Source organism: Streptomyces canus (assembly GCF_030816965.1).
Classification (GTDB): domain Bacteria; phylum Actinomycetota; class Actinomycetes; order Streptomycetales; family Streptomycetaceae; genus Streptomyces; species Streptomyces canus_E.
In genome coordinates this window covers 2679730-2693712 of sequence record NZ_JAUSYQ010000002.1, presented here as the reverse complement: position 1 = coordinate 2693712, position 13983 = coordinate 2679730, and the positions used below count along the sequence as shown (strand labels likewise).

Annotated in this window: 11 protein-coding genes; all 11 read left to right on the top strand. The window is 69.5% G+C overall.

The annotated features are described in order from the left end of the window. Positions 1-4: 4 nt before the first annotated feature. The 11 genes from QF027_RS13375 to QF027_RS13325 all read left to right on the top strand — a co-directional run bounded on the left by QF027_RS13375 (position 5) and on the right by QF027_RS13325 (position 13877). Positions 5-1981: a peptidoglycan D,D-transpeptidase FtsI family protein gene (locus QF027_RS13375; RefSeq protein WP_306982771.1), complete on the top strand. Its 1977-nt coding sequence runs from the start codon at positions 5-7 to the stop codon at positions 1979-1981. Between the two features lie 244 nt (positions 1982-2225). Continuing rightward, the gene (locus tag QF027_RS13370) at positions 2226-3746 is read left to right on the top strand and encodes a UDP-N-acetylmuramoyl-L-alanyl-D-glutamate--2,6-diaminopimelate ligase (protein WP_306982773.1); all 1521 of its coding nucleotides are present in this window, start codon (positions 2226-2228) and stop codon (positions 3744-3746) included. A 4-nt stretch (positions 3747-3750) separates the two neighbouring features. Then, positions 3751-5160: a UDP-N-acetylmuramoyl-tripeptide--D-alanyl-D-alanine ligase gene (locus QF027_RS13365; RefSeq protein ID WP_306982776.1), complete on the top strand. Its 1410-nt coding sequence runs from the start codon at positions 3751-3753 to the stop codon at positions 5158-5160. Next, positions 5157-6230: a phospho-N-acetylmuramoyl-pentapeptide-transferase gene (gene mraY / locus QF027_RS13360; protein WP_306982778.1), complete on the top strand. Its 1074-nt coding sequence runs from the start codon at positions 5157-5159 to the stop codon at positions 6228-6230. Before QF027_RS13365 ends, mraY begins: the two co-directional genes overlap by 4 nt. Then, positions 6212-7645, top strand: a complete 1434-nt coding sequence (murD, locus tag QF027_RS13355) for a UDP-N-acetylmuramoyl-L-alanine--D-glutamate ligase (RefSeq protein WP_307074690.1) — start codon at positions 6212-6214, stop codon at positions 7643-7645. Before mraY ends, murD begins: the two co-directional genes overlap by 19 nt. A gap of 20 nt (positions 7646-7665) precedes the next feature. Further along, positions 7666-9027 carry a putative lipid II flippase FtsW gene (ftsW, locus tag QF027_RS13350; protein ID WP_307074688.1) on the top strand — a complete coding sequence of 454 codons (1362 nt, stop codon included), beginning with the start codon at positions 7666-7668 and terminating at the stop codon, positions 9025-9027. Between the two features lie 6 nt (positions 9028-9033). After that, complete coding sequence (gene murG, locus QF027_RS13345) at positions 9034-10128, top strand: undecaprenyldiphospho-muramoylpentapeptide beta-N-acetylglucosaminyltransferase (RefSeq protein WP_306982784.1); 1095 nt, start codon at positions 9034-9036, stop codon at positions 10126-10128. A 19-nt stretch (positions 10129-10147) separates the two neighbouring features. Beyond that, positions 10148-10942, top strand: a complete 795-nt coding sequence (locus QF027_RS13340; RefSeq protein ID WP_307074686.1) for a cell division protein FtsQ/DivIB — start codon at positions 10148-10150, stop codon at positions 10940-10942. 287 nt (positions 10943-11229) lie between these two features. Continuing rightward, entirely contained in the window at positions 11230-12426 is a 1197-nt protein-coding gene (gene ftsZ, locus QF027_RS13335) for a cell division protein FtsZ (RefSeq protein ID WP_307074684.1), read from the top strand. Further along, complete coding sequence (gene pgeF / locus QF027_RS13330; RefSeq protein WP_307074681.1) at positions 12423-13151, top strand: peptidoglycan editing factor PgeF; 729 nt, start codon at positions 12423-12425, stop codon at positions 13149-13151. The genes ftsZ and pgeF overlap by 4 nt, the downstream gene beginning before the upstream one ends. Before the next feature lie 6 nt (positions 13152-13157). Continuing rightward, positions 13158-13877 carry a YggS family pyridoxal phosphate-dependent enzyme gene (locus QF027_RS13325; protein ID WP_307074679.1) on the top strand — a complete coding sequence of 240 codons (720 nt, stop codon included), beginning with the start codon at positions 13158-13160 and terminating at the stop codon, positions 13875-13877. The last annotated feature ends 106 nt before the right edge of the window (positions 13878-13983 follow it).

Genomic DNA, 13983 nt, shown 5'->3' with positions numbered 1-13983 from the left:
GGAAGTGTCCGACGATTTCGGCAGGCAACCGCCGCGCCGCCGCGTGCCCGGACCCGCACGCCCCGAGCGCTCCGCCCGCCCCGTCGGCCGACCGCGCCCGGGCCCCGGAGCCCGCCCGGCCCGCCGCCCTGCGGCGCCCCGCCCCGCGGCCCCCAAGACCATCCGCCTGGGCAGCCCCCGCCCCCGGCTGCGCCTGGTCGGCCTCGCGCTGACGCTGGTGCTGGCCGCCTTCGTCGTACGACTGCTCCAGGTGCAGGCCGTCGACGCGAGCACGTACGCCGCCAAGGCCGAGCAGAACCGGTATGTCGGCTACACGCTGGCCGCCGAGCGCGGCGGTATCACCGACCGCGACGGCGTGGCCCTCGCGACCAGCGAGGACGCGTACGACATCACGGCCGACCCCACGCTCTTCACCCGCGAGGAACTGAAGATCGACGACGGCCCCGAGCAGGCCGCCGCCCTGCTCGCCCCGATCCTGGGGCAGGAGCAGGAGACGATCGTCAAGAAGCTGCGGCCCAAGGACAAGAAGCTCCGCTACGTCCTGCTCGCCAACCGCCAGACCCCGCAGGTCTGGAAGCAGATCAAGGACCTGAAGTCCGCGCTCGCCACCAAGAGCGGGACCGACCCCGGCACGGCCAACGTCCTCGCGGGCGTCCTGTCCGTGCCGACCACCAAGCGCGTGTACCCGAACGGCGATCTCGCCGCCGGGATACTGGGCTGGGTCAACGCCGACGGCAAGGGCGGCGGCGGTGTCGAGCAGCAACTGAACTCCCTGCTGGCCGGCAAGGACGGCAAGATCCGCTACGCCCAGTCCGGCGGCCGTCAGGTGCCCACAGTGGGTTCCACCGAGACCCCGGCGGTGCCCGGCAGCGACGTCGAGCTCACCATCGACCGTGACATCCAGTGGGCCGCCCAGCAGGCCATCACCGAGCAGGTGAAGGAGTCCAAGGCGGACCGCGGGTACGTGATAGTGCAGGACACGCAGACCGGCCAGGTTCTCGCCATGGCCAACTCGCCCGGCTTCGACCCGAACGACCTGTCCAAGGCGAGCTCGGTGAACATGGGCAACGCGGCCCTCCAGGACGCCTATGAGCCCGGTTCCACCGCCAAGGTCATGTCCATGGCCGCCGTACTGGAGCAGGGGGTCGCCACCCCGCTCACGCATGTGATCGTGCCCAACCGGCTGCACCGCGGTGACCGGCTCTTCAAGGACGACATCGACCACGAGACCTGGTACCTCACGCTCAACGGCGTGCTCGCCAAGTCCAGCAACATCGGCACCATCCTGGCGACCGGCCAGCTCGGCAAGACCCAGGCGCAGGCCAACCAGGTGCTCTACTCCTACCTGCACAAATTCGGCCTCGGCCGCTACTCCGGACTCGACTTCCCCGGCGAGACCCCGGGCATCCTCGCCAAGCCCGCGGACTGGTCGACCTCGCAGCAGTACACGATTCCTTTCGGCCAGGGTGTGTCCCTCAACGCCATGCAGGCCGCGTCCGTCTACTCGACGATCGCCAACGGCGGTGTCCGCGTCGAACCCACGCTCGTGCGCGGCACGAAGGGTCCCGACGGACGCTTCACGCCCGCCGCGAAGCCCAAGAAGACAAGAGTCGTCAGCGCCAAGACGGCCAAGACACTGGCCCGGATGCTGGAGTCGGTCGTGGACGACGAGGAGGGCACCGGCACCAAGGCGCGCATCCCCGGCTACCGGGTCGCGGGCAAGACGGGCACGGCCAACCGCGTGGATCCGGCCACCGGCAAGTACAAGGGCTACACCTCGTCGTTCGCCGGCTTCGCGCCCGCCGACAAGCCCCGGATCACCGTCTACTGCGCCATCCAGAACGCCACCAGCGGCAGTTACTTCGGCGGCCAGATCTGCGGACCCGTCTACAAGCAGGTCATGGAGTTCGCCCTGAAGACCCTGCAGGTCCCGCCCACGGGGGCGAAGGCCGCGAAGCTGCCCGTCTCCTACACGCCCTGATCAGCACCACCTCAGCACGTCATCAGCGCTCGGAAAGGCCACCAGGAACCACCTCGTGACGACGATCACCTCCGATTCCGGGAACCAGGGCGCTCCCCGCCCCTCGCCCGCCCGTCGCCCACCACCGCCCTTGTCCGACCGCGCTGCGCGCGGGCCCTCTTTTAGCTCCAAGGCGGGTGTGCCCGGTACGCTCACCGCCGTGCCACACGCTGATCAGTCCCAAACCACCCAGAAGGGCGCACCCGTGACATATCCGGGACCGCCCCGGCCGGTCCGGATCTCCGCAACACCCCTCGCGGAGCTCGCCGACCAGCTGGGTGCCGAGCAGCCGGGGAACGCCGCGCAGGTCACGGGTATCACCCATGACTCGCGTGCCGTCCGCCCCGGCGACCTGTACGCCGCCCTCCCGGGCGCCCGCCTGCACGGCGCCGACTTCGTCACCCAGGCCGTCGGCCTCGGCGCGGTCGCCGTGCTGACCGACCCGGCAGGCGCCGAGCGCGCCGCCGCGACCGGGCTCCCGGTGCTGGTCGTCGAGGACCCGCGCGCGTGCATGGGCGAACTGGCGGCCACGATCTACGGTCACCCCGGCCGGGACCTGCTCCAGATCGGCATCACCGGCACCTCCGGCAAGACCACCACGGCGTATCTCGTCGAGGGCGGTCTCAAGGGGGTCAGGTCCACCGGCCTGATCGGCACCGTCGAGATGCGTATCGGCGACGAGCGCATCAAGTCCGAGCGCACCACGCCCGAAGCCACCGACCTCCAGGCCCTGTTCGCGGTCATGCGCGAGCGCGGGGTCGAGGCGGTCGCCATGGAGGTCTCCAGCCACGCGCTGGTCCTCGGGCGGGTCGACGGCTGTGTCTTCGACATCGGCGTCTTCACCAACCTCAGCCCGGAGCACATGGAGTTCCACTCCGGCATGGAAGACTACTTCCAGGCCAAGGCGCAGCTGTTCACGCCGAAACGCAGCCGTCTCGGCGTGGTCAACCTCGACGACGAGTACGGGCGCCGGCTCGTCAAGGAGGCCACGGTCCCGGTCGTCACCTTCTCCGCCGAGGGCCACCCGGACGCCGACTGGCGCGCCGCGGACGTCGAGGTCGGCCCGATGGACTCGACGTTCACCGTGATCGGCCCCAAGGACGAGCGGATCACCGCCAGGTCGCCGCTGCCGGGGCCCTTCAACGTGGCGAACACCCTCGCCGCGATCGTCGCCCTGGCCGCCGCGGGCCTCGACCCGCAGACCGCCGCCGACGGCGTCGCCGCGGTGCCGGGCGTGCCGGGCCGACTGGAGCGCGTGGACGCCGGACAGCCCTACCTCGCGGTCGTGGACTACGCCCACAAGACGGACGCCGTCGAGTCGGTGCTCAAGGCGCTCCGCAAGGTCACCGAGGGCCGGCTGCACGTCGTGCTGGGCTGCGGAGGCGACCGCGACAGGACCAAGCGCGGTCCGATGGGCGCCGCCGCGGCCCGCCTCGCCGACACCGCCGTACTGACCTCCGACAACCCCCGCTCCGAGGACCCCCTCGCGATCCTCGCAACCATGCTCGAGGGCGCGGCGTCCGTGCCAGTACACGAGCGTGGCGAGGTCCAGGTCTTCGAGGACCGGGCCGCCGCGATCGCAGCAGCCGTCGCCCGCGCGCGGCCGGGCGACACCGTACTGGTCGCCGGGAAGGGCCACGAGCAGGGCCAGGACATCGCCGGGGTGGTCCGTCCCTTCGACGACCGCCAGGTGCTTCGAGAAGCCATCCAGAAGACCCAGGGATGAACTTGTGATCGCCCTCTCTCTCGCCGAGACCGCCTCAGTCGTCGGCGGGCAGACGTACGACATACCGGATCCGTCGGTGCTGGTGCACGGGCCCGTCGTCATCGACTCCCGGCAGGTGAAGGACGGCAGTCTGTTCGCCGCCTTCGTGGGGGAGCGCGTCGACGGCCACGACTACGCCGAACAAGCCGTCCGGGCCGGTGCGGTGGCCGTGCTGGCCCAGCGCCCCGTCGGCGTGCCCGCGATCCTCGTCGAGGACGTCCAGACGGCCCTCGGCGCCCTCGCACGTCATGTCGTACGACGGCTCGGCGCGACCCTTGTCGCTCTCACCGGCTCCGCCGGCAAGACCAGCACCAAGGACCTGATCGCCCAGGTGCTCCAGCGCAAGGCGCCGACGGTGTTCACGCCGGGCTCGCTCAACAACGAGATCGGCCTGCCGCTCACCGCGCTCACCGCCACCGAGGAGACCAGGTTCCTCGTGCTGGAGATGGGCGCCCGTGGCATCGGCCACATCAGCTACCTCACGAATCTGACGCCCCCGCAGATCGGACTGGTCCTCAACGTCGGCAGCGCCCACATCGGGGAGTTCGGCGGCCGCGAGCAGATCGCGCAGGCCAAGGGCGAACTCGTGGAAGCTCTGCCGTCGGCACAGGACGGCGGCACCGCGATCCTCAACGCCGACGATCCTCTCGTACGCGCCATGGCATCCCGTACGAAGGCGAAGGTGCTCCTTTTCGGAGAGTCCGGCGAAGCGGACGTTCGAGCCGAGAACGTACGACTCACGGACAGCGGACAGCCTGCCTTCATGCTTCACACACCCTCCGGTGCAAGCGAAGTGACCATGCGCCTGTACGGTGAGCACCACGTGTCGAACGCGCTCGCCGCGGCCGCCGTCGCCCATGAGCTGGGCATGTCCGCAAGTGAGATCGCCACCGCGCTCTCCGAGGCGGGCTCCCTCTCCCGCTGGCGTATGGAGGTCACCGAGCGCCCGGACGGCGTGACCATCGTCAACGACGCCTACAACGCGAACCCCGAGTCCATGCGAGCGGCCTTGCGCGCGCTCGCGGCGATGGGCAAGGGGCGGCGGACCTGGGCGGTGCTCGGCAAGATGGCCGAGCTCGGGGACGAGGCGCTCGCCGAGCACGACGCGGTCGGACGGCTCGCCGTCCGGCTCAATGTCGGCAAGCTCGTCGCGGTCGGGGGCAGGGAAGCGTCCTGGCTGCAACTGGGCGCATATAACGAGGGTTCGTGGGGTGAGGAGTCGGTGCACGTGTCCGACGCACAGGCGGCGGTCGACCTGCTGCGCAGTGAATTGCGCCCGGGAGACGTCGTCCTCGTGAAGGCGTCCCGTTCGGTCGGCCTGGAGAGCGTCGCCCAGGCGCTGCTCGACGCCGAGGGTGAGGTTGCCGCCCGATGATGAAGCAGATCCTGTTCTCAGGAGTCATCGGCCTCTTTCTGACCCTGGTCGGCACCCCGCTGCTGATCAAGCTGCTCGCGCGCAAGGGTTACGGCCAGTACATCCGGGACGACGGCCCGCGCTCGCACGGCAGCAAGCGCGGTACGCCGACGATGGGCGGCATCGCCTTCATCCTGGCGACGGTCGTCGCCTACTTCCTGTCCAAGGTCATCACCGGCTACCCGCCCACCTACTCGGGCCTGCTGGTGCTCGGCCTGATGTGCGGCATGGGCCTGGTCGGCTTCCTCGACGACTACATCAAGATCGTCAAGCGGCGTTCGCTGGGCCTGCGGGCCAAGGCGAAGATGGCCGGCCAGCTGATCGTCGGCATCAGCTTCGCTGTGCTCGCGCTGATGTTCCCGGACGCCCGCGGCAACAGTCCGGCCTCCACGAGGCTGTCGTTCATCACCGACTTCGGCTGGAAGATCGGCCCGATCCTGTTCGTGGTCTGGGCGCTGTTCATGATCCTCGCGATGTCGAACGGCGTGAACCTCACCGACGGTCTGGACGGCCTCGCCACCGGCGCCTCGGTCCTCGTCTTCGGCGCCTACACCTTCATCGGCGTCTGGCAGTTCCAGGAGTCCTGCGCCAACGCGGGCACCCTGACCAACCCGAACGCCTGTTACGAGGTGCGCGATCCGCTCGACCTCGCGGTGATCGCCTCCGCGCTGATGGGCGCCTGCCTCGGCTTCCTGTGGTGGAACACCTCGCCGGCCAAGATCTTCATGGGCGACACCGGTTCGCTCGCCCTCGGCGGTGTCCTCACGGGCCTGGCGATCCTGTCCCGCACGGAGCTCCTGGTCGCCATCATGGGCGGTCTGTTCGTCCTCATCACCATGTCGGTCGTCATCCAGGTCGGCTCCTTCCGGATGACGGGCAAGCGGGTCTTCCGGATGGCACCGCTCCAGCACCACTTCGAACTCAAGGGCTGGTCCGAAGTCCTCATCGTGGTCCGTTTCTGGATCATCCAGGGCATCTGTGTGATCGTCGGCCTGGGTCTCTTCTACGCGGGATGGGCAGCAGAAAAGTGACCTCCTCGGAGCCTTTGGACTGGCAGGGCAGGCACGTCACCGTCGCCGGACTCGGTGTCTCCGGCGTCCCGGCGGCCAAGGTGCTGCACGCGCGCGGGGCGAACGTCACGGTCGTCAACGACGGCGACGACGCACGCGCGCGTGAGCAGGCCGCCGAGTTGGAGGCGCTCGGCATCACCGTGCGCCTCGGTGACGGTGCGACCCTGCCCGAAGGCACCGAACTCGTCGTCACCGCGCCCGGCTGGAAGCCGGACAAGCCGCTGTTCGCGGCGGCCCGTGAGGCCGGCCTGGAGATCTGGGGCGATGTCGAACTCGCCTGGCGGCTCAGGGGCCCCGACGCGGCTCCCTGGCTCGCGATCACCGGCACCAACGGCAAGACGACCACCACCCAGATGCTGGCGTCGATCCTGAAGGCCGCGGGGCTGCGCACCGCCGCCGTCGGCAACATCGGCGTCTCCCTGCTGGACGCGGTGCTCGGCGACGAGCAGTACGACGTCCTGGCCGTGGAGTTGTCGAGCTATCAGCTCCACTGGGCGCCCTCCCTGCGCGCCCACTCCGCCGCCGTGCTGAACCTGGCGCCGGACCACCTGGACTGGCACGGCTCCATGGAGGCGTACGCCAAGGACAAGGGCCGCATCTACGAGGGCAATCGGGTCGCCTGCGTCTACAACGTCGCCGACAAGGCCACCGAGGACCTGGTGCGCGAGGCGGACGTCGAGGAGGGCTGCCGGGCCGTCGGCTTCACCCTCGGCACCCCCGGACCGTCCCAACTCGGCGTCGTCGAGGGCATCCTGGTCGACCGCGCCTTCGTCGAGGACCGGCACAAGAACGCCCAGGAACTCGCCGAGATCTCGGACGTCAACCCGCCCGCCCCGCACAACATCGCCAACGCCCTTGCGGCAGCGGCCCTCGCACGCGCATTCGGGGTGCCCGCCAGGGCCGTACGAGACGGGCTCCGGGACTTCACCCCGGACGCCCACCGCATCGCCCACGTGGCCGACGTGGCCGATGTCGCGTACGTCGACGACTCCAAGGCCACCAACACCCACGCGGCGGAAGCCTCGTTGGCGGCCTACGAGTCGATCGTGTGGATCGCGGGCGGGCTCGCCAAGGGCGCGACCTTCGACGAGCTGGTCGCCAAGTCGGCAAAGCGACTTCGCGGTGTCGTGCTGATCGGCCAGGACCGCGCCCTGATCCGTGAAGCCCTCGCGCGACACGCCCCGGAAGTACCCGTGGTGGACCTCGACCGGACCGACACTGGGGCGATGCTCGCGGCTGTCCAGGAGGCTTCGCGCCTCGCCGTCGCAGGTGACACGGTGCTGCTGGCCCCGGCCTGCGCCTCGATGGACATGTTCGCCAACTACAACAAGCGCGGTGACGCGTTCGCGGAGGCGGTTCGCGAACTCGGCTCCTGACCGACGTAGCGGAGGCGTTGATGCCCAGTAGCCGTACCGGCAGGCCGCCCGTGCAGCGGGCGTCCCGGCGCCTCGCCGCCCCCCGGCCCTCGCGCGAGAACCCCGTACAACGGCTCTACACGCGCGCGCGCAAGGCCTGGGACCGGCCACTGACCGCCTACTACCTGATCCTCGGCGGCAGCCTGCTGATCACCGTGCTCGGTCTCGTGATGGTCTACTCGGCCTCCCAGATCACGGCTCTGCAGATGTCCTTGCCGGGATCCTTCTTCTTCCGCAAGCAGTTCCTGGCCGCCGTCATCGGCACCGTACTGCTGCTGATCGCCTCCCGGATGCCGGTCAAACTGCACCGGGCGCTCGCCTATCCGATCCTGGCGGGCGCGGTCTTCCTGATGGCCCTGGTGCAGGTGCCGGGGATAGGGATGTCGGTCAACGGCAACCAGAACTGGATCTCGCTCGGCGGCTCCTTCCAGATCCAGCCCAGCGAGTTCGGCAAGCTGGCCCTCGTGCTGTGGGCGGCCGACCTGCTCGCCCGCAAGCAGGACAAGAAGCTGCTGACCCAGTGGAAGCACATGCTGGTGCCGCTCGTCCCGGTCGCCTTCCTGCTGCTCGGGCTGATCATGCTCGGCGGCGACATGGGTACGGCGATCATCCTGACGGCGATCCTGTTCGGCCTGCTGTGGCTCGCGGGGGCGCCGACCCGGCTGTTCGTCGGGGTGCTGTCGGTCGCCGCGTTCATCGGGTTCGTCCTCATCAAGACCAGCCCCAACCGCATGGCCCGGCTCGCCTGCATCGGCGCCACCGAGCCCAAGTCCGGTGCCGCCGACTGCTGGCAGGCCGTGCACGGCATCTACGCCCTCGCCTCCGGCGGAATCTTTGGCTCCGGGCTCGGTGCGAGTGTGGAAAAATGGGGCCAACTCCCCGAAGCCCACACCGACTTCATCTTCGCCGTCACCGGTGAGGAACTGGGCCTGGCGGGGACGCTGTCGGTACTCGCCCTCTTCGCGGCTCTAGGCTATGCGGGTATCCGCGTGGCCGGACGCACGGAGGACCCCTTCGTGAGGTATGCCGCGGGAGGTGTGACCACCTGGATCACCGCTCAGGCTGTGATCAACATCGGTGCGGTGCTCGGTCTGCTGCCGATCGCCGGCGTCCCGCTCCCGCTGTTCTCCTACGGAGGTTCCGCCCTGCTGCCGACCATGTTCGCCGTCGGGCTGCTGATCGCGTTCGCGCGTGACGAGCCCGCCGCGCGGGCGGCGCTTTCGATGCGGCAACCTCGCTTTGGTAGAAAGCGGGCGGGAGGCGCCGTGCCGGCACGGGGGCCTCGGAGATGGAACACGATGCGACGGCGCGCCCCCTCGGCGCGTTCGTCCGGAGAGCGGTGAATTTCGGTGCATGTCGTACTCGCTGGTGGGGGGACCGCCGGCCACATCGAGCCCGCGCTCGCCCTCGCGGACGCCCTGCGCAGGCGGGACCCGAGCGTGGGTATCACGGCTCTGGGCACGGAACGGGGGCTGGAGACCAAACTCGTCCCACAGCGGGGCTACGAGCTCGCGCTGATCCCGGCTGTCCCGCTGCCTCGTAAGCCCACCCCTGAGCTGATCACCGTGCCGGGCCGACTGCGCGGCACGATCAAGGCCACCGAGCAGATCCTGGAGCGCACCAAGGCCGACGCCGTCGTCGGCTTCGGCGGCTATGTGGCGCTGCCCGGCTACCTCGCCGCCAAGCGGCTCGGTGTGCCGATCGTGATCCACGAGGCCAACGCCCGCCCCGGCCTCGCCAACAAGATCGGCTCCCGGTACGCCGCACAGGTCGCCGTCGCCACGCCGGACAGCAAGCTGCGCAACTCCCGCTACATCGGCATCCCGCTGCGCTATACCATCGCCACCCTGGACCGGGCCGCCGCCCGCCCCGAGGCCCGGCACATGTTCGGCCTCGACCCGAACCTGCCGACCCTGCTGGTCTCCGGCGGCTCGCAGGGCGCCCGGCGCCTCAACGAGGTCGTCCAGCAGGTCGCGCCCTGGCTCCAGCAGGCCGGGATCCAGATCCTGCACGCGGTCGGCCCGAAGAACGAACTGCCGCACGTACAGCAGATGCCGGGAATGCCCCCCTACATCCCGGTAAGTTACCTGGACCGGATGGACCTCGCGTACGCCGCGGCCGACATGATGCTCTGCCGCGCGGGCGCGATGACCGTCGCCGAACTCTCCGCCGTCGGGCTCCCTGCCGCCTACGTCCCGCTGCCCATCGGCAACGGAGAACAGCGGCTGAACGCCCAGCCGGTGGTCAAGGCCGGCGGCGGACTGCTGGTCGACGACGCGGAACTGACGCCGGACTGGGTCCGGGCCAACGTCCTGCCCGTGCTCGCCGACCCGCACCGGCTGTACGAGATGTCCCGCGCCGCCGCCGAGTTCGGCCGCCGGGACGCCGACGAGCTGCTCGTCGGCATGGTGTACGAGGCGATCGCCTCCCACCGACGCCAGTAGCCAGGAAAAGGGAGTGGGCGTGGCCGGATCGACGACCGCCGAGCGCGGTGAACGCCAGCAGGAGTCGTCCGGCCCGCCTCCTGCCCGGCGGTTGAGGGTGCGTCGGCTTCGTACGATCATCATTCTTGCCGTGGCGCTCGTGCTTCTTTCCGCGGGCACCGTCTGGCTGTTGTACGGCTCTCAGTGGCTGCGCGTCGACCGCGTGTCGGTCTCGGGAACCAGGGTGCTGACTCCGGACCAGGTCCGCGAGGCCGCCGACGTTCCGGTCGGATCACCGCTGATTTCCGTCGACACCGATGCGATTGAGGCACGACTGCTCCGGAAATTGCCCCGAATTGCCTCAGTTGATGTCGCTCGTTCCTGGCCCGACGGAATCGGGCTGAAAGTGACCGAACGTACTCCGGTTCTGCTTGTCCAAAAGGGCGGAAACTTCGTCGAAGTGGACGATGAAGGCGTCCGATTCGCCACGGTTTCTGAGGCCCCCAAAGGCGTGCCCGCCCTGGAATTGACGCTCTCCCCGCCGGACTCCCGTGCCGCGAGCCTGCGCCGCTTCGGCGAGGCCCGGCTCGTGCGCGAAGCGGTGCGCGTGGCGGGTGACATTCCGGCCGCCGTCGCGCACGCGACCCGTTCCGTCAAGGTGAGTTCGTACGACGACATCTCGCTGGAGTTGGGGGGCGGTCGTACCGTCGCCTGGGGGAGCAGCGAGAAAGGCGCCGCGAAGGCCCGTACGCTCGTCGCTCTCATGAAAGCCACTCCCGACGCGCGGCACTTCGACGTCAGCGTCCCCACCGCCCCCGCGTCATCAGGGAGTTGACGCACATCAGCGCAGGCCAGCACCCTGGTTGGGCACTGCTACGGCTGATCACATAGGGTGAAAAGAAAAACGGGAGGTTCGGCGTGTTCGTTGAACGTGCGCCACTTGTCGACTTAGTGTCCTGTTCAGAAGACTCCAGGGAACAGACACACTGGTAACCCTAAACTTCAACGTTAGGGTTCGGGTCGGCGCTACGGACCGTCCCATTCGGCATCAGTCGACGGATCGCGAGGCAGCAGTGCCCCGTTGGTTCGGCGACACGTAACTCGAGGCGAGAGGCCTTCGACGTGGCAGCACCGCAGAACTACCTCGCAGTCATCAAAGTCATCGGTGTCGGCGGCGGTGGTGTCAATGCCATCAACCGGATGATCGAGGTCGGTCTCAAGGGCGTCGAGTTCATCGCCATCAACACCGACGCGCAGGCGCTGTTGATGAGCGACGCCGACGTCAAGCTCGACGTCGGCCGCGAACTCACCCGCGGACTCGGCGCCGGAGCCAACCCGGCCGTGGGCCGCAAGGCCGCCGAGGACCACCGCGAGGAGATCGAGGAGGTCCTCAAGGGGGCCGACATGGTCTTCGTGACGGCCGGTGAAGGCGGCGGCACCGGCACCGGCGGCGCGCCCGTCGTGGCCAACATCGCACGCACCCTGGGCGCCCTCACCATCGGCGTGGTCACGCGCCCGTTCACCTTCGAGGGACGGCGCCGCGCCAACCAGGCCGAGGACGGCATCGCCGAACTCCGCGAAGAGGTCGACACCCTCATCGTCATCCCCAACGACCGGCTGCTGTCCATCTCGGACCGCCAGGTCTCCGTCCTCGACGCCTTCAAGTCGGCCGACCAGGTCCTGCTCTCCGGTGTCCAGGGCATCACCGACCTCATCACCACTCCCGGTCTGATCAACCTCGACTTCGCCGACGTCAAGTCGGTCATGTCCGAGGCCGGTTCGGCGCTCATGGGCATCGGCTCGGCCCGTGGCGACGACCGCGCGGTGGCCGCCGCCGAGATGGCGATCTCCTCGCCGCTCCTGGAGGCGTCCATCGACGGCGCCCGCGGTGTGCTGCTCTCCATCTCCGGTGGCTCCGACCTCGGCCTGTTCGAGATCAACGAAGCGGCTCAGCTGGTCAGCGAGGCCGCCCACCCCGAGGCCAACATCATCTTCGGTGCGGTCATCGACGACGCCCTCGGCGACGAGGTCCGCGTCACCGTGATCGCCGCCGGCTTCGACGGGGGGCAGCCGCCGACCCGTCGGGAGACGGTCATGGGGTCGTCCTCGAGCCCGGCCCGCCGCGAGGAGCCCACTCCGGTACGGCAGACCGAGAGCCGCCCGTCCTTCGGCTCGCTCGGCAGCGTCACGCCGAAGGAGGACCCGGAGCCCGCGCCGGAGCCGGTCGCTGACCTTCCGGTCGCCCCGCCGGTCCCGCCGTCGCGGAGCTACACCGACAGCGCGGCCGAGGAACTGGACGTGCCGGACTTCCTGAAGTGATAGGACGGCGCGAGAACGTGAGCGGCGCGCACTTCGCCTTCACCGACCGGTGGGGCGGGGTGAGCGCCGCTCCGTACGAGGAGCTCAACCTCGGCGGGGCGGTCGGCGACGACCCCGAGGCGGTGGGGACCAATCGCGAACTGGCCGCCAAGTCGCTCGGTATCGATCCCGCCCGGGTGGTCTGGATGAACCAGGTGCACGGGGCGGACGCCGTGGTGGTCTCCGCGCCGTGGGGCGAGCGGCCGGTGCCCCAGGTCGACGCGATCGTCACCGCCGAACGCGGTCTCGCCCTCGCCGTCCTCACCGCGGACTGCACCCCGGTGCTGCTCGCCGACCCGGTCGCCGGGATCGCCGCGGCGGTCCACGCGGGCCGGCCCGGCATGATCGCCGGAGTCGTCCCCGCCGCGCTACGCGCGATGACGGAACTCGGCGCCGATCCCGCCCGGATCGTCGCCCGCACCGGACCCGCCGTCTGCGGCAAGTGCTACGAAGTGCCCGAGGAGATGCGCGCCGACGTCACCGCCGTCGAACCCGCGGCGCACGCCGAGACGAGTTGGGGCACGCCCTCGGTCGACGTGACCGCCGGAGTGCACGCGCAACTCGACCGGCTCGGGGTGCGCGACCGGCAGCAGTCGCCGGTGTGCACGCTGGAGTCGGGCGACCACTTCTCGTATCGCCGCGATCGCACCACGGGGCGACTCGCGGGATATATCTGGCTGGACTGATGGGGCATGACGGACCGTAAGGGCGAACTCGCCGCAAATCTGGCGAAGGTGGAGCAGCGCATTGCCGCCGCGTGCGCGGCCGCCGGGCGGGCGCGGGAAGAGGTGACCCTCATCGTGGTCACCAAGACCTACCCAGCGAGCGATGTGCGGATGCTGGCGGAGCTCGGCGTGCGCCATGTCGCCGAGAACAAGGACCAGGACGCGGCGCCCAAGGCTGCAGAATGCTCGGATCTGCCGCTTACTTGGCACTTTGTAGGTCAGTTGCAGACCAACAAGGTGCGATCTGTGGTCGGTTACGCGGATCTCGTGCAGTCCGTCGATCGTTCCAGGCTGGTGACGGCTCTTTCGAAGGAGGCCGTGAAGGCCGGGCGCGAAGTGGGATGCCTCATCCAGGTCGCGCTCGACGCCGGGTCGAGCGAGCGAGGGGAGCGGGGCGGCGTGGCGCCAGGCGGAATCGCGGAGTTGGCCGATCTCGTGGCCCGGGCTCCGGGGTTGCGGCTCGACGGACTGATGACCGTCGCTCCGCTCACCGGGGAGTACGCGGGACGCGAACAGGCGGCATTCGAGCGGTTGATGGATTTGTCGACCGACCTGCGCCGAGCCCATCAGGCTGCCAACATGGTCTCGGCAGGGATGAGTGCGGACCTCGAACAGGCCGTGGCGGCAGGGGCGACACATGTGCGCGTCGGCACCGCGGTACTCGGAGTCCGCCCCAGGCTCGGGTAACGTCGCCAAGAAGTCGGACCACAGCAGAAAATATGGTCATTACCGCCGAAAGGCGGTCATAACGACCTCGTGGATCGCGGGCACTTGGCAGTCGTCAGCCGATCCA